Origin of the sequence: Acidovorax sp. NB1 (assembly GCF_005405905.1) — a bacterium.
GTDB lineage: Bacteria > Pseudomonadota > Gammaproteobacteria > Burkholderiales > Burkholderiaceae_C > Acidovorax.
In genome coordinates this window covers 241963-264536 of the sequence record NZ_BJHU01000013.1, presented here as the reverse complement: position 1 = coordinate 264536, position 22574 = coordinate 241963, and the positions used below count along the sequence as shown (strand labels likewise).

21 protein-coding genes are annotated in these 22574 nt (G+C 64.9%); 15 read left to right on the top strand and 6 right to left on the bottom strand.

Features of this window, described 5'->3' with window-relative positions; genetic code table 11:
• Positions 1 to 50: 50 nt before the first annotated feature.
• From dnaB to rpsF, 5 genes are all read right to left on the bottom strand, one after another.
• Complete coding sequence (gene dnaB, locus AvAM_RS05955) at positions 51 to 1475, bottom strand: replicative DNA helicase (RefSeq protein WP_137746224.1); 1425 nt, start codon at positions 1473 to 1475, stop codon at positions 51 to 53.
• Positions 1476 to 1666: 191 nt separating this feature from the next.
• Complete coding sequence (rplI, locus tag AvAM_RS05950; protein ID WP_137746223.1) at positions 1667 to 2119, bottom strand: 50S ribosomal protein L9; 453 nt, start codon at positions 2117 to 2119, stop codon at positions 1667 to 1669.
• A 12-nt stretch (positions 2120 to 2131) separates the two neighbouring features.
• Positions 2132 to 2413 carry a 30S ribosomal protein S18 gene (rpsR, locus tag AvAM_RS05945; protein WP_005795932.1) on the bottom strand — a complete coding sequence of 94 codons (282 nt, stop codon included), beginning with the start codon at positions 2411 to 2413 and terminating at the stop codon, positions 2132 to 2134.
• A 17-nt stretch (positions 2414 to 2430) separates the two neighbouring features.
• On the bottom strand, positions 2431 to 2721 hold the full coding sequence (priB, locus tag AvAM_RS05940) for a primosomal replication protein N (protein ID WP_137746222.1): 291 nt from the start codon (positions 2719 to 2721) through the stop codon (positions 2431 to 2433).
• A gap of 16 nt (positions 2722 to 2737) precedes the next feature.
• Positions 2738 to 3127, bottom strand: a complete 390-nt coding sequence (gene rpsF, locus AvAM_RS05935) for a 30S ribosomal protein S6 (protein WP_094285575.1) — start codon at positions 3125 to 3127, stop codon at positions 2738 to 2740.
• A 306-nt stretch (positions 3128 to 3433) separates the two neighbouring features.
• On the opposite strand from rpsF, the gene grpE reads away from it, so the two are divergent.
• From grpE to dnaJ, 3 genes are all read left to right on the top strand, one after another.
• Positions 3434 to 3985 carry a nucleotide exchange factor GrpE gene (grpE, locus tag AvAM_RS05930; RefSeq protein WP_137746221.1) on the top strand — a complete coding sequence of 184 codons (552 nt, stop codon included), beginning with the start codon at positions 3434 to 3436 and terminating at the stop codon, positions 3983 to 3985.
• A 94-nt stretch (positions 3986 to 4079) separates the two neighbouring features.
• Positions 4080 to 6032 (top strand): molecular chaperone DnaK, encoded by a 1953-nt coding sequence (dnaK, locus tag AvAM_RS05925; protein ID WP_137746220.1) that lies wholly within the window; start codon positions 4080 to 4082, stop codon positions 6030 to 6032.
• 86 nt (positions 6033 to 6118) lie between these two features.
• Positions 6119 to 7264: a molecular chaperone DnaJ gene (dnaJ, locus tag AvAM_RS05920; RefSeq protein ID WP_137746219.1), complete on the top strand. Its 1146-nt coding sequence runs from the start codon at positions 6119 to 6121 to the stop codon at positions 7262 to 7264.
• A 40-nt stretch (positions 7265 to 7304) separates the two neighbouring features.
• Here the strand turns inward: dnaJ and AvAM_RS05915 are convergent, their stop codons facing one another.
• On the bottom strand, positions 7305 to 8213 hold the full coding sequence (locus AvAM_RS05915) for a lytic transglycosylase domain-containing protein (RefSeq protein ID WP_249367963.1): 909 nt from the start codon (positions 8211 to 8213) through the stop codon (positions 7305 to 7307).
• 271 nt (positions 8214 to 8484) lie between these two features.
• Between AvAM_RS05915 and AvAM_RS05910 the strand changes: the two genes are divergently transcribed.
• The 12 genes from AvAM_RS05910 (at position 8485) to trpA (ending at position 22519) form a co-directional block, all read left to right on the top strand.
• On the top strand, positions 8485 to 9849 hold the full coding sequence (locus AvAM_RS05910; protein ID WP_137746217.1) for an MBL fold metallo-hydrolase: 1365 nt from the start codon (positions 8485 to 8487) through the stop codon (positions 9847 to 9849).
• Positions 9850 to 9993: 144 nt separating this feature from the next.
• Positions 9994 to 10974 (top strand): LysR family transcriptional regulator, encoded by a 981-nt coding sequence (locus AvAM_RS05905; RefSeq protein ID WP_137746216.1) that lies wholly within the window; start codon positions 9994 to 9996, stop codon positions 10972 to 10974.
• Positions 10975 to 10995: 21 nt separating this feature from the next.
• On the top strand, positions 10996 to 12417 hold the full coding sequence (gene leuC / locus AvAM_RS05900; protein ID WP_137746215.1) for a 3-isopropylmalate dehydratase large subunit: 1422 nt from the start codon (positions 10996 to 10998) through the stop codon (positions 12415 to 12417).
• 11 nt (positions 12418 to 12428) lie between these two features.
• A complete protein-coding gene (locus AvAM_RS05895) occupies positions 12429 to 12560 on the top strand; it encodes an entericidin A/B family lipoprotein (RefSeq protein ID WP_063461163.1) in 132 nt (43 codons plus the stop codon).
• Positions 12561 to 12572: 12 nt separating this feature from the next.
• On the top strand, positions 12573 to 13223 hold the full coding sequence (leuD, locus tag AvAM_RS05890; protein ID WP_137746214.1) for a 3-isopropylmalate dehydratase small subunit: 651 nt from the start codon (positions 12573 to 12575) through the stop codon (positions 13221 to 13223).
• Positions 13224 to 13301: 78 nt separating this feature from the next.
• Positions 13302 to 14378: a 3-isopropylmalate dehydrogenase gene (leuB, locus tag AvAM_RS05885; protein ID WP_137746213.1), complete on the top strand. Its 1077-nt coding sequence runs from the start codon at positions 13302 to 13304 to the stop codon at positions 14376 to 14378.
• Between the two features lie 385 nt (positions 14379 to 14763).
• On the top strand, positions 14764 to 15894 hold the full coding sequence (asd, locus tag AvAM_RS05880) for an aspartate-semialdehyde dehydrogenase (RefSeq protein WP_137746212.1): 1131 nt from the start codon (positions 14764 to 14766) through the stop codon (positions 15892 to 15894).
• 299 nt (positions 15895 to 16193) lie between these two features.
• Positions 16194 to 18815 carry a FimV/HubP family polar landmark protein gene (locus AvAM_RS05875; protein WP_249367961.1) on the top strand — a complete coding sequence of 874 codons (2622 nt, stop codon included), beginning with the start codon at positions 16194 to 16196 and terminating at the stop codon, positions 18813 to 18815.
• A 53-nt stretch (positions 18816 to 18868) separates the two neighbouring features.
• Positions 18869 to 19690 (top strand): tRNA pseudouridine(38-40) synthase TruA, encoded by an 822-nt coding sequence (gene truA / locus AvAM_RS05870; protein ID WP_137746210.1) that lies wholly within the window; start codon positions 18869 to 18871, stop codon positions 19688 to 19690.
• Entirely contained in the window at positions 19687 to 20448 is a 762-nt protein-coding gene (locus AvAM_RS05865) for a phosphoribosylanthranilate isomerase (protein ID WP_137746209.1), read from the top strand. The genes truA and AvAM_RS05865 overlap by 4 nt, the downstream gene beginning before the upstream one ends.
• A complete protein-coding gene (gene trpB / locus AvAM_RS05860; RefSeq protein ID WP_137746208.1) occupies positions 20426 to 21709 on the top strand; it encodes a tryptophan synthase subunit beta in 1284 nt (427 codons plus the stop codon). The genes AvAM_RS05865 and trpB overlap by 23 nt, the downstream gene beginning before the upstream one ends.
• Entirely contained in the window at positions 21710 to 22519 is an 810-nt protein-coding gene (trpA, locus tag AvAM_RS05855; RefSeq protein WP_137746207.1) for a tryptophan synthase subunit alpha, read from the top strand.
• Positions 22520 to 22574: the final 55 nt, after the last annotated feature.

Sequence of the window (22574 nt, the reverse complement as noted above, 5' to 3'; positions counted from 1 at the left end):
CCCTGCCGATGGCAGGGGCCTTTTCATTTTTGGAGATCGATTTCCGCGCGTCAGTAATCGTCGCCGCCGCCCATGGCTAGGTTTTCGAAGCGGGTCTGGTTCTTCTGGAAGAACAGCTTCACGGTCCCCGTCGGGCCGTTACGCTGCTTGCCGATGATGACCTCGGCCACGTTGGGCTCCTTGCTGTCCTTGTTGTAGTAGTCGTCGCGGTAAATGAACATGATGATGTCCGCGTCCTGCTCGATAGCGCCCGATTCGCGCAGGTCGGACATCATGGGGCGCTTGTCGGTGCGCTGCTCCACCGAGCGGTTGAGCTGGGAAAGCGCGATCACCGGGCACTGCAGCTCCTTAGCCAGCATCTTGAGGCCCCGGGAGATTTCGCCCAGCTCGGTGGCCCGGTTGTCCGAGCTTGCTGCCGAACCCGAGCCGCTCATGAGCTGCAGATAGTCCACCACAATCAGGCCCAGCTTGCCACACTGGCGTGCAAGGCGCCGTGCGTTGGCGCGCAGCTCGCCGGGGGAAAGGCCCGGGGTCTCGTCGATGTGCAGCGAGACGGTGCGCAAGCGTTCGATGGCCTCGGTCAGGCGCGGCCATTCATCATCCGTGAGTTTGCCTGTGCGCAGGTTGCCTTGGTTCACCCGACCGATCGAGCCCACGATACGCACCGCCAACTGGGCAGCACCCATTTCCATGGAGAAGATGGCGACCGGCAGGCCTTCGTTGAGGGCCACATGCTCGGCGATGTTCACGGCAAACGAGGTCTTGCCCATGGAGGGGCGGGCCGCCAGCACGATCATGTCCCCCGCCTGCAGGCCCGAAGTCATGCGGTCCAGGTCCGCAAAACCGGTGGGTACACCGGTCACGTCGGCCGGGTTGTCGGCCATCTCCTGCACCTTGTCGAGCAGGTCGATCACCAGATTATCGAGCGACTGAAAACCCTGCTTGTTGCGCGACCCCTCTTCGCCAATGGCGAAGATCTTGGCCTCGGCTTCGTCCAGGATCCGCTCCACCGTCTTGCCTTGTGGGTTGAAGGCGTTGGTGGATATCTCGTCGCTGGCCGTGACCAGCTTGCGCAGGATGGCCCGCTCGCGCACGATCTCCGCGTAACGGCGGATGTTGGTGGCGCTCGGAACGTACTGCGCCAGATTGTTCAGGTAGGTGAGCCCGCCCATCTCCTGGGCCTTGCCCTGGTTCTTGAGCTGCTCAAACACCGTGATCACGTCGGCAGGCTTGCTGGCGTTGATCAGTGCGCCGATGGCCGCATAGATGGCCTGGTGTTCGTAGCGGTAGAAGTCGCCTTCCTTGAGCAGGTCTCCCACACGGTCCCAAGCGTTGTTGTCCAGCAGCAGACCGCCCAACACGCTGGACTCGGCCTCAATGGAATGCGGCGGCGTGCGCAGCTTGGCGATTTCCTGATCCTCGCTGGGGGATGGCAGCGAGCCCTGTTCATCGAGCGGAGGGAAAACAGCGGACATGGATTTCTCCGGGACAGGTCTGAAAACAGGCCACCCCATGGACCACGGGGCGGCGGCCTGGATGGATAAGCCTTGGGACAATCTGTGGATGACCGGTGGGCAACCCTGTACAAATGCCCCGATCGAAAACACGAAAGCCGCCCGGAGGCGGCTTTCGCAGCGAGTCGCGCAGATTATCTACGCGCTGTCGATCAAGCGGTTTCGCCGTAGACCGACACGTTGACTTCCACCACCACATCGGTGTGCAGAGCCACGTTCACAGCGCTTTCGCTCACGACCTTGATGGGGCCGTTGGGCAGGCGGATCTGGGCCTTGGCAACCTTGTAGCCCAGCTTGTTCAGCTCTTCGGCGATGTCATGGTTGGTCACGGAACCGAACAGGCGGCCGTCCACGCCCGCCTTTTGGGTCAGCTTGACGGTGGTGCCAGCCAGCTTTTCGCCTTGGGCTTGGGCTTCTGCCAGCTTGGCGGCAGCAGCCTTTTCGAGTTCAGCGCGCTTGGCTTCGAACTCTGCCTTGGCAGCTTCGGTGGCACGGCGTGCACGGCCCGAAGGGATCAGGAAGTTGCGGGCGTAGCCGTCCTTGACCTTGACGATTTCACCGAGGTTGCCGAGGTTCACAACCTTGTCGAGCAGAATGATTTGCATGGGTTGTGCTCCTTAGATCTTGTGCTGGTCGCTGTAAGGCACCAGGGCCAGGAAGCGGGCGCGCTTGATGGCGGTGTTCAGCTGACGCTGGAAGATAGCGCGCGTGCCGGTCAGGCGCGCGGGGATGATCTTGCCGTTTTCGGCGATGAAATCGCGCAGCGTATCGACATCCTTGTAGTCGATTTCTTCAACGCCCGTCACCGTGAAGCGGCAGAAGCGCTTGCGCTTGAACAGCAGGGACTGGGTGTTGCGCTTTGGGCGCTTGTCTTTGTTGAACTTCTTGAACGTGGCCATTGCGGACCCCTTGAAAATTAATTTTGTTGAATATCCTGGATGTGGAGCACTGCAGTCTTGCCATTGCGCTGGTTAGCCAGAAATCCATGAAAAGTCCAGAGACTTCCGATGTTTTGCCTTGCCAGCCGCTCGGCCATTGCACCAAAGGCAACGGCTTTCATGGCTGCCCTGACTTCGCGGGGATGGTCTGCCTCAGTTTGCTGGGACTCGTGTTCGAGACGCAGGGTGATGGCAGGCAATCCGGCGGGGGTGTAGCGCAGGGGTTCAGCCTCTGCGATACAGGCGGTCAGGACAACGCGGTTCTCCACTCCAAAGAGTGATGGATCAGCGCTCGCCGCGCTCACCGCCGGCAGCTGCGTATTCCGCTTGGCTGGCCTTGCGGGCTTCTTCGCGCTCGACGGTCTTCATCATGGAAGATGGGCCCGTGTCGGCCTTCTTCTTCTGAACCGTCAGGTGGCGCAGCACGGCGTCGTTGAACTTGAAGGCGTGCTCCAGTTCAGCCATCACAGCCTGGTCGGCTTCGATGTTCACGCACAGGTAGTGGGCTTTGGCCAGCTTGTTGATCAGGTACGCCAGTTGACGACGGCCCCAGTCTTCCACACGGTGCACCTTGCCACCGCCAGCGGTGATCATGCCCTTGTAGCGCTCCAGCATGGCTGGAACTTGTTCGCTTTGATCCGGATGGATCAACAAAATGATTTCGTAATGACGCATGCAAACTCCTTTTGGGTGAGACCACCCACCGCGTCTAGAAGTGGTGTGGCAAGGGAAAGCCTGCGATTATAGCCCGGCCGCTGCCGCTTGTACACTCTGCACGCGGCAAGCCCCGCCCAGCACGGCGCAAGTGCAGGCCCAAAGGGCACTCCACCCTTGCAAAACCCGGGGTTGGGCCGACATGCTTACCACCGCCGCGCGCTGCATGCAGGGCCCCAAAAGACAAATCCCTGGTGCAGACCTTGATTTGTGGTGGCATGCCCCCAACTCCCGCGCGTACTGTTTCATTCACCTTCAGACCAAGACATGTCAGACCACAGCCAAACCACCCCGCCCCAGAGCGCCCCCGCCCCCGAAGAAGTCGAAGCCGCCATGGCTGCCCACGCCTCCGACGAGCTGGCCCGCCTGCAGGGCGAGCTGGCCGAGCTGAAGGCCAAGAGTGCCGACCTGGCCGACCAGTTCCTGCGTGCCAAGGCCGAGGCCGAGAATGCCCGCCGCCGTGCCGACGACGAAGTGGCCAAGGCCCGCAAGTTCGGCATCGAGAGCTTTGCCGAAAGCCTGCTGCCCGTGGCCGACAGCCTGGACGCTGCCCTGGCCATCAAGGAGGCCACGCCCCAGCAGCTGCGCGAAGGCGCTGACGCCACCCTGCGCCAGCTGACCTCGGCCCTGGAGCGCAACAAGGTGATCGCCATCAACCCCGCCGCCGGCGCCAAGTTCGACCCGCACCAGCACCAGGCCATCAGCGTGGTGCCCGCCGAGCAAGAGGCCAACACCGTCGTGGCCGTGCTGCAAAAGGGCTATGTGATTGCCGAGCGCGTGCTGCGCCCGGCCCTGGTCACCGTCACGGCCCCGAAGTAAATCTTCAAATAAATCAGCACGGATGACTTGAACCCCCACGAGTTATCCACAAGTTACTAGCCATCCAAACCATTCAAGCATTCGGAGAAAAATCATGGGAAAAATCATCGGCATTGACCTGGGCACCACCAACAGCTGCGTGTCCATCATGGAAGGCAACACCACGCGCGTGATCGAGAACAGCGAAGGCGCGCGCACCACGCCGTCCATCGTTGCCTACCAGGAAGATGGCGAGATCCTCGTCGGTGCCTCGGCCAAGCGCCAGGCAGTGACCAACCCCAAGAACACGCTGTACGCGATCAAGCGCCTGATTGGCCGCAAGTTCACCGAAAAGGAAGTGCAAAAGGACATCGACCTGATGCCCTACTCCATCGTGGCTGCCGACAACGGCGATGCCTGGGTGGAAGTGCGTGGCAGCAAGCTGTCGGCCCAGCAGGTGTCGGCCGACATCCTGCGCAAGATGAAGAAGACCGCCGAGGACTACCTGGGCGAGCCCGTCACGGAAGCCGTGATCACCGTGCCCGCGTACTTCAACGACGCACAGCGCCAGGCCACCAAGGACGCCGGCCGCATCGCCGGCCTGGAAGTCAAGCGCATCATCAATGAACCCACCGCAGCGGCCCTGGCCTTTGGCCTGGACAAGCAGGAAAAGGGCGACCGCAAGATCGCCGTGTATGACCTGGGTGGCGGCACGTTCGACGTGTCCATCATCGAAATCGCCGACGTGGACGGCGAAAAGCAATTCGAAGTGCTGTCCACCAACGGCGACACCTTCCTGGGCGGCGAAGACTTCGACCAGCGCATCATCGACTTCATCATCAGCGAGTTCAAGAAGGAACAGGGCGTGGACCTGTCCAAGGACGTGCTGGCCCTGCAACGCCTGAAGGAAGCCGCTGAAAAGGCCAAGATCGAGCTGTCGAACTCGGCCTCCACCGACATCAACCTGCCCTACATCACGGCCGACGCGTCGGGCCCCAAGCACCTGAACATCAAGCTGACCCGCGCCAAGCTGGAAGCCCTGGTGGAAGAGCTGATCGAGCGCACCATCGCGCCTTGCCGCGTAGCGATCAAGGATGCCGGCGTGTCCGTGTCCGACATCCACGACGTGATCCTGGTCGGCGGCATGACCCGCATGCCCAAGGTGCAGGAGAAGGTCAAGGAATTCTTCGGCAAGGATCCCCGCAAGGACGTGAACCCTGACGAAGCCGTGGCCGTGGGCGCTGCCATCCAGGGCCAGGTGCTGTCGGGCGACCGCAAGGACGTGCTGCTGCTGGACGTGACACCGCTGTCCCTGGGCATCGAGACCCTGGGCGGCGTCATGACCAAGATGATCACTAAGAACACCACGATCCCGACGAAGTTCGCACAGACCTTCTCGACGGCCGACGACAACCAGCCCGCCGTGACGATCAAGGTGTTCCAGGGCGAGCGCGAAATGGCATCGGGCAACAAGGCCCTGGGCGAGTTCAACCTCGAAGGCATTCCACCCGCAGCGCGTGGCGTGCCCCAGATCGAAGTGTCGTTCGACATCGACGCCAACGGCATCCTGCACGTGGGCGCCAAGGACAAGGGCACGGGCAAGGAAAACAAGATCACCATCAAGGCCAGCTCCGGCCTGTCGGAAGAAGAAATCCAGAAGATGGTGAAGGACGCCGAGCTGAACGCTGCGGACGACAAGAAGAAGCTTGAGCTGGTGCAGGCCAAGAACCAGGGCGAAGCCGCCGTTCACAGCGTGAACAAAAGCCTGGCCGAACACGGCGACAAGCTGGACGCAGGCGAAAAGGACGCGATCACGGCCGCCGTGAAGGCACTGGAAGAAGCCCTGAAGGGCGAGGACAAGGCCTCCATCGACGAAAAGACCACCGCCCTGATGGCCGCCAGCCAGAAGCTGGGCGAGAAGATGTACGCCGAGTCCCAGGCTGCACAAGCCGCCCAGGCCGCCGGTGGTGCCGACGCAGCAGGGGCTGCAGGCGCCGCATCTTCCGCAAAGCCTGCGGACGATGACAACGTGGTGGACGCCGAGGTCAAGGAAGTCAAGAAGGGCTGAACACCTTCCCGTTGATCCCAGCCGCCGCGCGGTGCCGTTGACGGTGCTTGCGCGGCGTTCCTGTTCCAACCGGACCGCAGATCACCATGTCGAAAAGAGACTTTTACGAAATCCTGGGTGTTCCCAAGAACGCCTCGGACGAAGAAATCAAGAAGGCCTATCGCAAGCTCGCGATGAAGCACCACCCTGACCGCAACCAGGGTGACGCGGCCAAGCCTGCCGAAGAGAAATTCAAGGAGGCCAAGGAGGCCTACGAGATGCTCTCGGACCCGCAAAAGCGGGCCGCCTACGACCAGTACGGCCACGCGGGGGTGGACCCCAACATGCGCGGCCCCGGTGGCGCGGGGGCGGAGGGCTTTGGCGGGTTTGCCGAGGCCTTTGGCGACATCTTTGGCGACATGTTCGGCCAGCAGGGCGGGCGTGGGCGCGGTGCCGGTGGCCGCCAGGTCTACCGGGGCAGCGACCTCAGCTATGCCATGGAGATCACGCTGGAAGAGGCCGCACGTGGCAAGGACGCGCAGATCCGCATCCCCTCGTGGGAGAGCTGCGACACCTGCCACGGCAGTGGCGCCAAGCCTGGCACCAGCGCCAAGACCTGCGGCACCTGCCAGGGAGCGGGCACGGTGCAGATGCGCCAGGGCTTTTTCAGCGTGCAGCAAACCTGCCCACACTGCCGGGGCACGGGCAAGATCATTCCCGAGCCCTGCACGGCCTGCCATGGCCAGGGCAAGCTCAAGAAGCAAAAGACGCTGGAAGTGAAGATCCCTGCCGGCATCGACGACGGCATGCGCATCCGCTCCACCGGCAACGGCGAACCAGGCACCAATGGCGGCCCACCCGGTGACCTGTACATCGAGATCCGCCTGAAGAAGCACGACATCTTTGAGCGCGACGGCGACGACCTGCACTGCCAGGTGCCCGTGAGCTTCATCACGGCCGCGCTGGGCGGCGAGATCGAAGTGCCCACACTGGCGGGCAAGGCGGCCATCGACATCCCCGAAGGCACCCAGGCCGGCAAGCAGTTCCGCCTGCGCGGCAAGGGCATCAAGGGCGTGCGCGCCAGCTACCCCGGCGACCTGTACTGCCACATTGCGGTCGAGACACCTGTGAAGCTGACCGAGCACCAGCGCAAGCTGCTGCGCGAGCTGGAAGATTCGCTCAAGAAGGGCGGCGCCCGCCACTCGCCCAGCGGCGAGAGCTGGACGGACCGATTGAAGAATTTCTTCAGCTGATCAGGCCACCGCAACGCCCGACTGCCAACCGCCCTCGGCCTCACGGCCCGGGCGGTTTTTTCATGCGCGCAACCGGCTGCGCTACAAGCCCCGTGGCCTTGCCAGGCCGCTCATGCTGCGGCGCGCGGTAAAAGCCCAGAATGCGGCGCACGTACTCGCGTGTCTCGCTGTAAGGCGGCACACCGCCATGGCGCTCCACCGCTTTCTCGCCCGCGTTGTAGGCGGCCGAGGCCAGTGCCACATCGCCCCCAAAACGGTCGAGCAACCAGCGCAGGTAGGTCAACCCGCCCCGCACGTTCTGCTCGGGGTTCCACACATCGCGCACGCCAAAACGCTCGGCCGTCTCGGGGATCAGCTGCATCAGCCCCTGCGCATTCTTAGGCGACAGCGCGCGGGCCTGGAAGTTGGATTCGGAACGCACGATGGCCAGCGCCAGGCGCGGATCCACCTCGAAGCGGGGTGCAAGCCGCTGCACCAGCTCGGCGTGGCGGCGCTTGTCGTCGGGCAGGTTGCTGACATAGCGGTCCACCACCTCCTGGGGCACGACCTCCTGGGCAGAATCGCGCACCTCCAGCCGGGGCGCATCACCCGTGGTGAGGCAGTCCGGCAGCTGATCACCAGGCACCAGGCCTTCGGCCAGGCCGCGTGCCTTCTCGTGGCCCCGCTGCGCCGCCAGGGCCAGCAACGTGGCGGCGGCTGCCGGGTCTGGCACCACATCGCGCCCCCGCATCAGCAGGCGGCCCAAGCGGTATTGCGCCTCCACACTGCCATAGCGTGCGGCATCGCAGTACCGCTGCGCGGCCCGGTGTGGCTGGCGCCGCACTTCGGCGTCGTAGCCCTCTTCCAGCCAGCGCGACAGCACGGGAGGCTCGTCCGCCCACTCGGGCGGATCGTCCAGGGTCTGCGCGCGCACCTGCGGCCCGCCCGTCAGCAAAACTGCTGCCAGCAAGGCGCCATGCGCGTGACAGGAAAACCTGGGTTGCATACCTCAACCTTTGGGATGAAGGTCCCGCCAAAAACGGGGCATCAGGAGATGGGCTGCCCACTGTAGTACCGCCAGGGGATTTGCAACAGAAAAACATTGCCAGCGGCAATTTCTTGATCTGAGGCAAGAATCCGCCCGCCCGCCGCAACCCTGGGCGATCTGCGCAGTAGCATGAAAGCCCACCGGCCGGTCAAAGGGCTGCAATCCGGGAAAAAAGGGAACAAGGGGCATCGGCATGAACGTCAATATCACCTTCCTGGGCGGCTCGGGCACGGTCACCGGCTCCAAGTACCTGGTGCGGCACAACGGCAAGAGCCTGCTGCTGGATTGCGGCCTGTTCCAGGGCTACAAGCAGCTGCGCCTGCGCAACTGGCAGCCCCTGCCCGTCACGCCCCACCAGATCGATGCCGTGGTGCTGACCCACGCGCACCTGGACCACAGCGGCTACCTGCCCCTGCTCACCCGCGATGGCTATGCCCGCGCCATCCACTGCACGCCAGGCACACGCGACCTGTGCACCATCCTGCTGCCCGACAGTGGGCACCTGCAGGAAGAGGACGCCGCCTTCCTCAACCGCCACCAGCTCAGCAGCCACAGCCCGGCCCTGCCGCTGTACACCCGGCTGGATGCGCTGCATTGCCTCAAGCAGTTCCAGACCCACGCCTTCCACAAGGCATTTGAGCCCATGCCTGGCTGGCGGGTGACGTTCTCCCCGGCAGGCCACATCCTGGGCGCCGCCAGCGTGTTGCTGGAGGTGGGCGGCCGGCGCATCCTGTTCTCGGGCGACCTGGGGCGGCCCGATGACCTGCTCATGAACCCGCCCGATGCCCCGCCCCCGGCCGACACGGTGCTCATCGAATCCACCTACGGCGACCGCGAACACCCGCCCGAGGGGTTGCTGGACGAACTGGGCCCCGCCCTGCAGCGCCTGGCCGCGCGCGGTGGCACGGCCGTGGTGCCGGTGTTTGCCGTGGGCCGTGCCCAGGTGGTGCTGCATGCCATTGGCCTGCTCAAGGCGCAGGGGGTGGTGCCTGCGTCGCTCAAGGTGTTTCTGGACAGCCCCATGGCCGTGAGCACCACGGGCCTGTTCCAGCACCACATGCAGGAGCACCGCCTGAGCGGCCGCGAGGTGCAGGCGCTGGAGCATGGCGCCACCATGGTCCAGACGCCCGAGCAGTCCAAGGGCCTGGCCCGGCTGCATGGCCCCATGGTCATCCTGTCGGCCAGCGGCATGGCCACCGGCGGGCGCGTGCTGCACCACCTGGCGCTGCACGCGGGCGATCACCGCAACATGATCATCCTCACCGGCCACCAGGCGCCGGGCACACGCGGCGCCCGCCTGGCCGAGGGCGAAAAGACGATCCGCATCCACGGCCAGGACGTGGCCGTGCGCGCTGAGGTGGTGCGGCTGTCGTCCGCCTCGGCCCATGCCGACAGCAACCAGCTCATCGCCTGGCTGCGCAGCATGGGCCATGCGCCCGACCAGGTGTATGTGGTGCATGGCGAAATGGGCGCGGCCGACCACCTGCGCCAGCGCATCGCGCACGAGCTGCGCTGGAATGCGGCAGTGCCGGAGCACGGCAGCACCTGCGCGGCCTGAATCCACCACCTCGGCCCGCCCGGGGCCCGCCAGCTCGCCATTCACACGCGGACGGGCAGCCAAGCCATCGCACATGGCGATGACAAACAAAACATAATGGGCAGAAAATAGCCAACCTTCTCATTCAGAGAAGACAAACGCCCCATGAAAAGCTCAGAGCGCAGTTTTGCGCGCCGTATCGACCTCACCTCGCTGCAACTGTTTGTGGCGGTGTGCGAACTCGGCAGTATCGGCCGGGCGGCCGAGCGCGAATTCATTGCCGCATCGGCCGTCAGCAAGCGCCTGTCCGACCTGGAAACGGCCGTGGACACCGCCCTGCTCTACCGCCACAGCCGGGGCGTGACCCTGACCCCCGCGGGCGAGAGCCTGCTGCACCACGCCCGCACTGTGTTGTTTGGCCTGGAGCGCATGCAGGGCGAGCTGAGCGAATACGCCGACGGCGTGCGCGGCCATGTGCGCATGCACGCCAACATCTCGGCCATCTTCCAGTTTCTGCCCGAAGACCTGGGCGCGTTTGCTCGCGAGCACAGCCAGATCAAGATCGACTTGCAGGAACACCTCTCCAGCGACGTGCTGCACGCCGTGCAGGAGGGCGCGGCCGACCTGGGCATCTGCAACATCGGCACCGCCAGCGCAGGGGGCAATCCCGCCCTGCAAAGCCGCCCGTACCGGTCAGACCGTTTGGTGCTTGTAGTCCCCTCTGGGCACGCCCTGTCTGCCCAAGCAGCTATCAATTTTGAAGAAGTCCTGGACTGGGACATCGTCGGCCTGCACGCCAACAGCAGCATCAGCCTGGCCATGCGCGCAGCCGCCGCCGCTGCCGGACGGCCGCTGCGCCAACGCATCCAGGTCACCGGGCTTGATGCCATGTGCCGCATGATCGACAACGGCCTGGGTGTGGGCCTGCTGCCCGACCGGGCGTTTGCACTGATGCGCGGCGTGGGCCAGCTGCAGGCCATCCCGCTGACGGATGCCTGGGCCCACCGCGAGCTGCGGGTGGTGGCCCGCGACTTCGACGCCCTGCCCATCACGGCCCGCTTGCTGGTGGAACACCTCGCGCCACGGTCCGCATCCGAGGCACTGCCGCTCTCCACCCCCGACACTAAAATCCAATCCCCCACCTGAAAGCAGAAAGAAAGCCACGCCATGGGACGCACCCTGTACGACAAGATCTGGGACGAGCATGTCGTCCACACCGAAGAGGACGGCACCTCCATCCTCTACATCGACCGCCACCTGGTGCATGAAGTCACCAGCCCGCAGGCGTTCGAGGGCCTGCGCGAAGCGGGCCGCAAGGTGTGGCGCATGAGTTCCATCGTGGGCACGGCCGACCACAACACGCCCACCACAGGCTGGGAGAACGGCTATGACGGCATCACCGACCCGATCAGCAAGGAACAGATCACCACGCTGAACGACAACATGGCGACCATCTCGCCCGCTGCGTTCTTCCCCTTCATGCACAAGCGCCAGGGCATCGTGCACGTGATCGGCCCCGAAAACGGCGCCACCCTGCCCGGCATGACCGTGGTGTGCGGCGACAGCCACACCAGCACACACGGTGCGTTTGGCGCACTGGCCCACGGCATCGGCACCTCCGAAGTCGAGCACGTCATGGCCACGCAAACCCTGTTGGCTAAAAAAGCCAAGAACATGCTGGTGCAGGTGGACGGCACGCTGGCGCCGGGCGTGACGCCCAAGGACGTGGTGCTGGCCATCATTGGCAAGATCGGCACGGCGGGCGGCACGGGCTACACCATCGAATTCGCAGGCTCGGTGTTCCGTGCCATGAGCATGGAAGGCCGCATGACCGTGTGCAACATGGCCATCGAAGGCGGCGCACGCGCGGGCCTGGTGGCGGTGGACGACAAGACGATTGAATATGTGAAGGGCCGCCCCCTGTCGCCCACCGGTGTGGAGTGGGACCAGGCCGTGGCGTACTGGAAGACGCTGCACTCCGATGCAGACGCTGTGTTCGACACCGTGGTCAAGCTCGACGCGGCCGAGATCGTGCCGCAGGTCACCTGGGGCACCAGCCCCGAGATGGTGCTGGGCGTGGACGCCCGCGTGCCCGACCCCGACAAGGAAAAGGACGCCAACAAGCGTGGTGCCATCGAGCGTGCGCTCACCTACATGGGCCTGCAACCGGGCAAGCCCATCAACGACATCACCATCGACAAGGTGTTCATCGGCAGTTGCACCAACAGCCGCATCGAAGACATGCGCGAAGCCGCCGCAGTGGTCAAGAACCTGGGCCGCAAGGTGGCCAGCAACGTGAAGCTGGCCATGGTGGTGCCCGGCTCGGGCCTCGTCAAAGAGCAGGCCGAGCGTGAAGGCCTGGACCAGATCTTCAAGGCCGCAGGCTTTGAATGGCGCGAGCCCGGCTGCAGCATGTGCCTGGCCATGAACGCCGACCGCCTGGAACCCGGCGAGCGCTGCGCCAGCACCAGCAACCGCAATTTCGAAGGCCGCCAGGGCGCTGGGGGCCGCACCCATCTCGTCAGCCCCGCCATGGCCGCCGCCGCGGCCGTGCACGGCCATTTTGTGGACATTCGCCAATTCGCCTGAAGGAGCCCGCCATGAAGAAAATTGCCGCAACCCTCATCGCACTGTCTGCCGCCTTGCTGCTGGCCGGATGCAACACCGTCAAGGGCGTGGGCCAGGACGTTCAACGGGCAGGGGGCGCGCTTGAACGCGCCGCCAACAAGTAACACAAGGCAGCCATGCAGAAATTCACCGTGCACAAGGGCCTGGTGGCCCCGATGGACCGCGAGAACGTCGATACCGACGCCATCATCCCCAAGCAATTCCTCAAGTCGATCAAGAAGACGGGCTTTGGCCCCAACCTGTTTGACGAGTGGCGCTACCTGGACAAGGGCGAGCCCGGCATCCCCGAAAGCCAGCGCAAGCCCAACCCCGACTTCGTGCTGAACCTGCCGCGCTACAAAGGCGCCAGCATCCTGATCGCGCGCAAGAATTTTGGCTGCGGCTCCAGCCGCGAACACGCGCCCTGGGCGCTGGACCAGTTCGGCTTTCGCGCCGTGATCGCGCCCAGCTTTGCCGACATCTTCTTCAACAACTGCTTCAAGAACGGCCTGTTGCCCATCGTGCTGCCCGAGTCCACCGTGGCCCAGCTGTTCGACGAAGTGGCCGCCTTCCCCGGCTACCAGCTCACCATCGACCTGGAGCGCCAGGTGGTCGTGCGCCCGCAGGGCGAGGAGATCCCGTTCGATGTGATCGCCTTCCGCAAGTACTGCCTGCTCAACGGCTTCGACGACATCGGCCTGACCCTGCGCAAGTCCGACAAGATCAAGGCTTTCGAGGCCGAACGCCTGGCAACCAAGCCCTGGCTGGCGCACACCATGGTGTCCTGAGCCCCAAAATATCCATCAAAAATGGCCGTTTCCGCGCATCCATAAAGCGCAAGCAGCTATCAAAATAGAAGCAAACCAATGAAAATCGCAGTTCTGCCGGGTGACGGCATTGGCACCGAAATCGTGGCCGAGGCCGTCAAGGTCTTGAAGGCGCTCGACCTGAAGTTCGAGATGGAATCCGCCCTGGTGGGCGGCGCCGCCTACGAAGCCCATGGCCACCCGCTGCCCGAAGCCACGCTGAATCTGGCCAAGAGCGCCGACGCCATCCTCTTCGGCGCCGTGGGCGACTGGAAGTACGACAAGCTCGACCGCCCCCTGCGCCCCGAGCAGGCCATCCTCGGCCTGCGCAAGAACCTGGGCCTGTTCGCCAACTTCCGCCCCGCCATCTGCTACGAGCAGCTGGTGGGTGCATCCAGCCTCAAGCCCGAGCTGATCGCGGGCCTCGATATCCTCATCATCCGCGAGCTGACGGGCGACATCTACTTCGGCCAGCCCCGTGGCCGCCGCGTGGCCACCGACGGCCACTTCCCCGGCGCTGAAGAAGCCTTCGACACCATGCGCTACTCGCGCCCCGAGATCGAACGCATCGCCCGCGTGGCCTTCGAAGCCGCCCGCAAGCGCAACAAGAAGGTCACGAGCGTAGACAAGGCCAACGTGCTGGAAACCTTCCAGTTCTGGAAGGACGTGGTCATCGACGTGCACAAGGACTACCAGGACGTGGAGCTGGAGCACATGTACGTGGACAACGCCGCCATGCAGCTGGTGAAGAAGCCCAAGGCCTTCGACGTGATCGTGACCGGCAACATGTTTGGCGACATCCTGTCCGACGAAGCGTCGATGCTGACAGGCTCCATCGGCATGCTGCCATCGGCCAGCCTGAACAGCAGCAACCAGGGCCTGTACGAGCCCAGCCACGGCAGCGCCCCCGACATCGCCGGCAAGGGCGTGGCCAACCCACTGGCCACCATCCTGAGCGCCGCGATGATGCTGCGCTTCTCGCTGAACCAGGACGAAGCCGCCAAGCGCATCGAAGCCGCTGTGCAGAAGGTGCTGGAGCAAGGCCTGCGCACGCCGGACATCTATAGCGAAGGCACGACCAAGGTGGGCACCTCGCAGATGGGCGATGCCGTGGTGAAGGCGCTGTCCGCGCAGTGATGAACTGATGAAGACGGGCCCCGCCAGCGGGCCCCGATCTCCCCGAGAAGCGCCGCACTGCGGCGCTTTTTTGTGGGTGCCCGCTTTCCACCTGTCTCAAGAAAGCATCGCCCAGCACTGAAATCCGGTGGTTTGGGCTTAAAAATGCTGCATTCGAAGGCAATCCGCTACAATCTCGCCCATGTTTGCCGCCCGCCCGTTCGACCTGAACACCGCTACTGCCGCCCTGGCAGGCGTGGCTGTGCGCGCAATCACCACCAAAACCACGACCATTAAGGGCTGACCCAGCTCCGGTATCGTCGTGCGCCCTCCCTGGCCCAGACGAGCCGGGGCAAAAGTCAGTCCCGGTCGGGCACTGTTTCTTACACTGAAAAGGGGCGTTGAAATGAGCAAGTTGGTAGGGTTGGTCGGCTGGCGCGGCATGGTCGGCTCGGTCCTGATGGACCGCATGGAACAAGAGAAGGACTTCGATCTGATCGAGCCCATGTTCTTCTCCACCTCGAACGCAGGCGGCAAGGCCCCTGCCCAGGCCAAGAACGAGACTGCGCTGCAGGACGCGTTCAACATCGAGGCCCTCAAGCGCTGCGAAATCATCATCACCGCCCAGGGCGGTGACTACACCAACGAGGTGTACCCCAAGCTGCGCGCCGCCGGCTGGAACGGCCACTGGATCGACGCCGCCTCCTCCCTGCGCATGGAGAAGAACGCCGTCATCGTGCTGGACCCGGTCAACATGCCCGTCATCAAGAACGCCTTGGCCAACGGCGGCAAGGACTGGATCGGCGGCAACTGCACCGTGAGCTGCATGCTGATGGGCGTGGGCGCGCTGTACAAGGCGGGCCTGGTCGAGTGGATGAGCACCCAGACCTACCAGGCCGCATCGGGCGGCGGTGCCCAGCACATGCGCGAGCTGCTCACGCAGTACGGCACCCTTAACGCCGAAGTGCGCTCGCTGCTGGATGACCCCAAGAGCGCCATCCTGGAGATCGACCGCAAGGTCATCGCCAAGCAGCGTGCCCTGACCGGCGCCGAAACCGCCAACTTCGGCGTGCCCCTGGGCGGCAGCCTGATCCCCTGGATCGACAAGGACCTGGGCAATGGCATGTCCAAGGAAGAATGGAAGGGCATGGCCGAGACCAACAAGATCCTCGGCCAGGGTGAAGGCTTCAACTCTGCCGCCGTGCCTGTGGACGGGTTCTGCGTGCGCGTGGGCGCTATGCGCTGCCACAGCCAGGCACTGACCTTCAAGCTCAAGAAGGATGTGCCCGTGGCGGACATCGAAGCCATGATCGCCGCCGACAACCAGTGGGCCAAGGTGGTTCCGAACACGCGCGAGGCCACGATCAAGGATCTGACGCCCGTGGCCGTGACCGGCACCATGACCATCCCCGTGGGCCGCATCCGCAAGCTGGCCATGGGCCCTGAATATGTGGGCGCCTTCACCATCGGCGACCAGCTCCTGTGGGGTGCTGCCGAGCCCCTGCGCCGCATGCTGCGCATCCTGCTGGACGCTTGATCCCAGGGGCTACCAGCCCCGCCCCGGAAGCGCGCACACTCCCCGTGTGCGCGCTTTTTTACGCCCGGACTACAGACACACTCGGTTACGGTACGTTGGCAATTGGCAACAGCCGCAGGCCCCAAGTTGGGGCCCCGGCGCCCCTCTCAAAGCTTCGGAGCCACCTCAGCTTGTCAGTGCAAAACATTGATGCTATGGTGCTTTTTACATATTTTCACGCGCCGGGGCGGGACCAGACCATGACAAAAAAAGCACCGCTCGTCCGAGCCGCAAAAAATCCTCATCAGTTGTTGGCAAACATGCATCGTTGGAAATTCTCTGTCCTGGCGGCTGCGGCCGTGGTGTCGGCTGGCTTTTACGCCCCCGATGCGTCCGCTCTCGCGCTGGGTCGCATCACTGTGCAGTCTGCCCTGGGCGAGCCCCTGCGTGCAGAAATCGATCTGCCCCAAATCACCCCGGCCGAAGCCGACACGCTGCGCGCCACGGCAGCCGCCCCTGAAGTGTTCCGCGCCCAGGGCATGGAATACACCCAGACGATGAACAACCTGCAGATCCAGCTGCAGCGCCGCCCCGATGGCACGGCCGTGTTGCGCCTGACCAGCGACCGCCCCGTGAACGAACCCTTCCTCGACCTGGTGCTGGACGCCAACTGGGGCACCGGCCGCCTGGTGCGCAGCTACACCATGCTGTTCGATCCGCCCGCGCTGCGCCGCCCTGCGCCTGCGGTTACGGCATCGCCCCAAATTTCCGCACCAGCGGTGCAGGCCGCGCCCGCCGTGCGCGCACCCGCCGCGCCAAGGCCTGCCGAATCCGCTGCCGCACCAGCGGCCCCTCGTCCCGCTCCTGCCCCAGCACCACGCGTAACACCTGCCGATGGTGTGACCGTGCAAGCTGGCGATACAGCCGGCCGCCTTGCCAACGCCTACAAGCCCGCGGGCGTGTCGCTGGACCAGATGCTGGTCGCCATGATGCGCGCCAACCCCGATGCCTTCATCCAGGGCAACGTCAACCGCATCAAGGCTGGCGCCGTGCTGCAGATGCCCGACGAGGCAGCAGCCCAGTCCACCACCGCCCCCGAGGCGCGCCAGATCCTCGCCGCACAGGCGCGCGACTTCAACGATTTCCGCCGCAAGCTTGCTGGCGCAGCGCCCACCACCGAAGTGGCTGCGGCGCAGCGATCCGCTTCCGGCTCTGTGCAAACCCGCGTCGAAGACAAAAAGCCCGCAACGGCCGCTCCGGACAAGCTCACGCTCTCCAAGGGTTCCGTCAAGGGCCAGAAGGCCGCTGAAGAGCAGGTCGCCAAAGACAAGCAGGCCGGCGAAGCGGCCACCCGGATGGCCGAGCTGTCCAAGAACATCACCGACCTGAACAAGCTGGGAGCCGCCTCGTCGGCCGCTGGCGGCAGTGCGGCCCCTGCAGCGGCTGGCGCAGCAAGCGCCCCCGCAGGCGTGGCAGTTCAAGCACCCGCTGTGCCCGCAACGCCCACGGCGCCACCGGCACCCGAAGCCCCGGCCTCGGCACCCTCCGCCGCTGCCAGCGCCCCGGCAGAAGCCACGGTTCCCGCCGAAGCCGCAGCCTCGGCACCCGCAGCCGAAGCATCGGCCCCCGCCCCGGCACCAACGCCAGCCCCCGTGCCCGTCCCAGTCCCGGCGCCTGCACCAGCTGAGGAACCCGGCTTCCTGGCAGGCCTGATGGACGACCCACTGCTACCGATTGGTGGCGGCATCGTTCTGGCGGGCCTGCTGGGCTTTGGCGCCTACCGCGTCGTCCAGCGGCGCCGCCAGAACAGCGGGGTGGACAGCTCCTTCCTCGAAAGCCGCATCCAGCCCGACTCCTTCTTCGGTGCCAGCGGTGGCCAGCGCGTGGACACGGCCAACAGCGAGATGACCACCGGTTCCTCCATGGCCTACTCGCCCAGCCAGCTGGACGCGGGGGGCGATGTGGACCCTGTGGCCGAAGCCGATGTGTATCTGGCCTATGGCCGCGATCTGCAGGCCGAAGAAATTCTGAAAGAAGCGGTCCGCCACAACCCAGGCCGTGTTTCCGTGCACGTCAAGCTGGGCGAGATCTACGCCAAGCGCCAAGACCGCAAGGCCCTGGAGGCCGTGGCAGGTGAAGTCTTCAAGCTGACCCAAGGCGAAGGGCCGGACTGGGCCCGCGTTGCCGAACTGGGCCGCGACCTGGAGCCCGACAACCGGCTGTACCAGCCTGGCGGCCGCCCTGGCATGGGCGAAGACGAATCTCCATCGCTGCCTCCCGGTGGCTTCCCCAGCACCTTCACCGGCGCAGCCGGTCCGGCCGCTGCGGCGCTGCCCCCCGACCTGGACCTCGATCTCGACCTGGACCTGCCTGACGACGCACTCACTGATGCGCCGCCCGCAGCACCTGGCGGTTTTGCAGCAGCCGCTGCCGCAGCCGCCGGTGCCCGCAACGACGATGAGCCCCCGACGCTGCGCCCGGAACTGGATCTGCCCCCACCCTCCGCAGAACCCCCTGCTGCCTGGAACAGCCCCGACACAGCGCCCAGCCCCATGATCGCGCCCCCTCCGGTGGCCAATCTGGACTTCCCCAGCGCGGACGACCTGAGCATGGCGCCCTCCGGCCCCATGCCACTGACGGGCGACGCCAAAGACTCCGGCCCCATGGAGTTCGACCTGGGCGAACTGTCACTGGACCTGAATGCGCCCAGCAAGCCCATGGCCGCTCCTGCAGCCAAGGCCCCAGCGCCCGCCCCCGAGCCCTCTGACGATGGTTCCGCCGCCGCGCAAGACGATCCCCTGGCCACCAAACTGGCGCTGGCGGAAGAGTTCAACGCCATTGGCGACACAGACGGCGCCCGCACGCTGATCGAAGAGGTGGTGGCCGAATCCAGCGGTGCGCTCAAGACCCGCGCCCAGCGCATGCTGGCCGAACTGGGCTGATGCAGCCCGTTTCGTCAAGCACCTCCCTACCCACCTCGTCCCCAGGCCTCCCCATGACGCGGGTGGCACTGGGTGTCAGCTACAACGGCCAGGCCTACAGTGGGTGGCAAAGCCAGCTATCGGGCAACACGATTCAGGACAAACTCGAAGCGGCCCTGGGCCGCTTTGCCACGCACCCTGTGAGCACCCTGTGCGCGGGCCGCACCGATGCAGGAGTGCACGGCTTGATGCAGGTGGTGCACTTTGACACCCCGCTTCATCGGCCCGCATCGTCTTGGGTGCGCGGCACCAACACCTTTCTCCCGGCCGACATTGCCGTTCAGTGGGCGCAGCCCGTTCCTGACGACTTCCATGCCCGCGCCAGTGCAGTCGCGCGGCGCTACGCGTATGTGCTTCTGCAGTCCCCCGTGCGGCCAAGCGTAGATGCTGGCCGCGTGGGCTGGGTCTACCACCCGCTGGACCACAGCGCCATGCGGCAAGCCGCCGACATCCTGCTGGGCGAGCATGACTTCACGTCGTTTCGCGCCTCGGCCTGCCAGGCCAAGTCACCCGTCAAGACGCTGCAGCGCATCGATATCACCCACCGGGGTCTGGGCGAGCCCCACCCGGAACTGGGCTGGAGCCCCTGTTACTGGCGCTTCGAGTTCCAGGCCAACGCGTTTTTGCACCACATGATCCGCAACATCATGGGCTGCCTGATCGCCGTGGGCCAGGGAAACCAGCCGCCCGAGTGGGTGGCGCAGGTGCTGGCGGCCAGATCACGCGACGCTGCGGCGCCCACCTTTTCGCCAGATGGGCTGTACTTCCAGGGCCCGGTCTACGACGCCCGCTGGGGCCTACCCCAGCGCACGGCTGCGTATGATTGGCTGCCATGAAAGTCCACGACAACCACCCCCTCCCCCCCGCCCGTACCCGCATCAAGATCTGCGGCCTGACGCGTGAGGAAGACGTGGACGCGGCGGTGGCCGCCGGCGCCGACGCGATCGGTTTCGTGCTCTATGCACCAAGCCCCCGTGCCGTCACACCCGCGCGCGCAGCACAGCTGGCCAGGCGGCTACCACCTTTCGTGACCCCCGTGCTGCTCTGCGTGAACGAATCCGCTACAAATGTGATAGCTGCAAGCGCTTTGATCGCAGGCGCAACCATCCAGTTTCACGGCGATGAATCTCCCGAAGACTGCCTCGCCGCCACCGGCCAGGGTGCACGGCCCTACCTGCGTGCCGCACGCATTCCCCTGGGTGATGGTGCCGCCCGGTTCGACCTCGTAAAATACGCGCACGATTATTCTCACGCCCAGGCCATCCTGCTCGACGCGCATGTCGAAGGCTATGGCGGCGGCGGCAAGGCATTCAATTGGTCACTCCTTCCACCAAGCGTCAGCTCTCACCTCGTTTTGTCTGGTGGACTCACGCCTGCAAACGTGACCGATGGCATTTTGCAAGTCCGCCCGCGTTGCAAGACGCTGGCGGTTGATGTCAGCTCCGGCGTCGAAGCCACCGACCCCAACAGCCCCGATGGCGCCCCCCTGAAGGGCATCAAGGACGCCGGAAAAATCCAACGGTTCATCGCCGCCGTGCGTGCGGCCGATGCCCAACTTGCAAAGAACCCCCATGAATTCCTATCAGCAACCTGATGCATCGGGCCATTTCGGCCCCTACGGCGGCAGTTTTGTCAGCGAGACGCTGACCCACGCGATCCAAGAACTGCGCGAGGCCTACGCCCGCTACCAGAACGACCCGGACTTCCTCGCCGAGTTCGAGTACGAGCTCAAGCACTTCGTAGGCCGCCCTTCCCCCATCTACCATGCCGCACGCACCAGCCGCGAAATGGGTGGCGCGCAGATTTACCTCAAGCGCGAAGACCTCAACCACACGGGCGCCCACAAGATCAATAACGTGATCGGCCAAGCCATGCTGGCCAAGCGCATGGGCAAGCCCCGTGTGATTGCCGAGACTGGCGCAGGTCAGCACGGCGTGGCCACCGCCACCATCTGCGCGCGCTACGGCCTGGAATGTGTGGTCTACATGGGTGCCGAGGACGTCAAGCGCCAAAGCCCCAACGTGTACCGCATGAAGCTGCTGGGCGCCACCGTGGTGCCTGTCGAGTCGGGCAGCAAGACCCTGAAGGACGCGCTGAACGAGGCCATGCGCGACTGGGTGGCCAATGTGGACAACACCTTCTACATCATCGGCACCGTGGCAGGCCCGCACCCCTACCCGATGATGGTGCGCGACTTCCAGAGCGTGATAGGCAAAGAAGCCATCACGCAGATGCCTGCCATGCTGGCAGAGCAAAAGGTACTGGGCAACCAGCCAGATGCCGTCATCGCCTGCGTGGGCGGCGGCAGCAACGCCATGGGCATCTTCCACCCCTACATCCCGTTCGAGAAGACGCGCCTCATCGGCGTGGAGGCCGCCGGTGAAGGACTGGAATCGGGCAAACACTCGGCATCGCTGCAAAAAGGCAGCGCGGGCGTGCTGCACGGCAACCGCACCTTCATCCTGCAGGATGACAACGGCCAGATTACAGAAACCCACAGCATCAGCGCAGGCCTGGACTACCCCGGCGTGGGCCCCGAGCACGCCTGGCTGCAGGAGATCGGCCGCGCCGAATACGTCGGCATCACCGACCAGGAAGCGCTGGACGCCTTCCACTACCTGTGCCGCACCGAGGGGATCATCCCTGCGCTGGAATCCAGCCATGCCATGGCCTACGCCATGAAGCTGGCCAAAACCATGCGCCCAGACCAGTCCATCCTGGTCAACCTCTCGGGCCGAGGCGACAAGGACATCGGTACCGTGGCCGACCTGAGCGGCGCCGACTTTTACTGCCGACCCAGCTGCCAGGGGCAGTCCGTCAAGGGTGGCGAGCAACCCATCAAGGTGGTGAAATAAATGAGCCGTATCGCATCCACCTTCTCTGCCCTGCAAGCGCAGGGCCGCAAGGCGCTGATTCCTTATGTGACCGCCGGTTTCCCGTTCGCCGACATCACCCCCGCGCTCATGCACGGCATGGTCGAGGCAGGTGCCGACGTGATCGAACTGGGCGTGCCCTTCTCCGACCCCATGGCCGATGGCCCGGTGATCCAGAAGGCGGGCGAAAAGGCCCTCAGCCTGGGCATTGGCATGACGCAGGTGCTCGACCATGTGCGTGAGTTCCGCAAGCGCAACAGCACCACACCCGTGGTGTTGATGGGCTATGCCAACCCCGTGGAACGCTACGACCAGAAGCACGGCGAAGGCGCGTTTGTGCGCGACTCTGCTGCGGCGGGCGTGGACGGCGTGCTCATCGTGGACTACCCGCCCGAAGAATGCGAAGCCTTTGCCGCCAGCCTGCGTGAGCACGGCATGGACCTGATCTTCCTGCTGGCCCCCACCAGCACGGATGAACGCATGGCCCAGGTAGCGCGCGTGGCCAGTGGCTATGTGTACTACGTGTCACTCAAGGGCGTGACTGGCTCCGGCGCGCTGGATACGGCGGCTGTGGAGCAGATGCTGCCCCGCATCCGCCAGCATGTGACCATTCCCGTGGGTGTGGGCTTCGGCATCCGCGACGCCGCCACTGCCCAGGCCATCGGCAAGGTGGCCGACGCCGTGGTCATCGGCAGTCGCATCATCCAGCTGATCGAAGACCAGGAGCACGCCAAGGTGGTGCCCCTCACCGTGGACTTCCTGCGTGGTGTGCGTAAAGCACTCGACGCATAATGCTGCCCGGCGCGCGCCGCATGGTGCGCGCCCTCATTTCACTCAAGACCTGTCC

What these genes read in the sequence shown, in the direction of transcription:
- dnaB (WP_137746224.1), bottom strand. Translation starts at nt 1,475, where the DNA reads ATGTCCGCTGTTTTCCCTCCGCTCGATGAACAGGGCTCGCTGCCATCC.
- rplI (WP_137746223.1), bottom strand. Translation starts at nt 2,119, where the DNA reads ATGCAAATCATTCTGCTCGACAAGGTTGTGAACCTCGGCAACCTCGGT.
- rpsR (WP_005795932.1), bottom strand. Translation starts at nt 2,413, where the DNA reads ATGGCCACGTTCAAGAAGTTCAACAAAGACAAGCGCCCAAAGCGCAAC.
- rpsF (WP_094285575.1), bottom strand. Translation starts at nt 3,127, where the DNA reads ATGCGTCATTACGAAATCATTTTGTTGATCCATCCGGATCAAAGCGAA.
- grpE (WP_137746221.1), top strand. Translation starts at nt 3,434, where the DNA reads ATGTCAGACCACAGCCAAACCACCCCGCCCCAGAGCGCCCCCGCCCCC.
- dnaK (WP_137746220.1), top strand. Translation starts at nt 4,080, where the DNA reads ATGGGAAAAATCATCGGCATTGACCTGGGCACCACCAACAGCTGCGTG.
- dnaJ (WP_137746219.1), top strand. Translation starts at nt 6,119, where the DNA reads ATGTCGAAAAGAGACTTTTACGAAATCCTGGGTGTTCCCAAGAACGCC.
- AvAM_RS05910 (WP_137746217.1), top strand. Translation starts at nt 8,485, where the DNA reads ATGAACGTCAATATCACCTTCCTGGGCGGCTCGGGCACGGTCACCGGC.
- AvAM_RS05905 (WP_137746216.1), top strand. Translation starts at nt 9,994, where the DNA reads ATGAAAAGCTCAGAGCGCAGTTTTGCGCGCCGTATCGACCTCACCTCG.
- leuC (WP_137746215.1), top strand. Translation starts at nt 10,996, where the DNA reads ATGGGACGCACCCTGTACGACAAGATCTGGGACGAGCATGTCGTCCAC.
- AvAM_RS05895 (WP_063461163.1), top strand. Translation starts at nt 12,429, where the DNA reads ATGAAGAAAATTGCCGCAACCCTCATCGCACTGTCTGCCGCCTTGCTG.
- leuD (WP_137746214.1), top strand. Translation starts at nt 12,573, where the DNA reads ATGCAGAAATTCACCGTGCACAAGGGCCTGGTGGCCCCGATGGACCGC.
- leuB (WP_137746213.1), top strand. Translation starts at nt 13,302, where the DNA reads ATGAAAATCGCAGTTCTGCCGGGTGACGGCATTGGCACCGAAATCGTG.
- asd (WP_137746212.1), top strand. Translation starts at nt 14,764, where the DNA reads ATGAGCAAGTTGGTAGGGTTGGTCGGCTGGCGCGGCATGGTCGGCTCG.
- AvAM_RS05875 (WP_249367961.1), top strand. Translation starts at nt 16,194, where the DNA reads ATGCATCGTTGGAAATTCTCTGTCCTGGCGGCTGCGGCCGTGGTGTCG.
- truA (WP_137746210.1), top strand. Translation starts at nt 18,869, where the DNA reads ATGACGCGGGTGGCACTGGGTGTCAGCTACAACGGCCAGGCCTACAGT.
- AvAM_RS05865 (WP_137746209.1), top strand. Translation starts at nt 19,687, where the DNA reads ATGAAAGTCCACGACAACCACCCCCTCCCCCCCGCCCGTACCCGCATC.
- trpB (WP_137746208.1), top strand. Translation starts at nt 20,426, where the DNA reads ATGAATTCCTATCAGCAACCTGATGCATCGGGCCATTTCGGCCCCTAC.
- trpA (WP_137746207.1), top strand. Translation starts at nt 21,710, where the DNA reads ATGAGCCGTATCGCATCCACCTTCTCTGCCCTGCAAGCGCAGGGCCGC.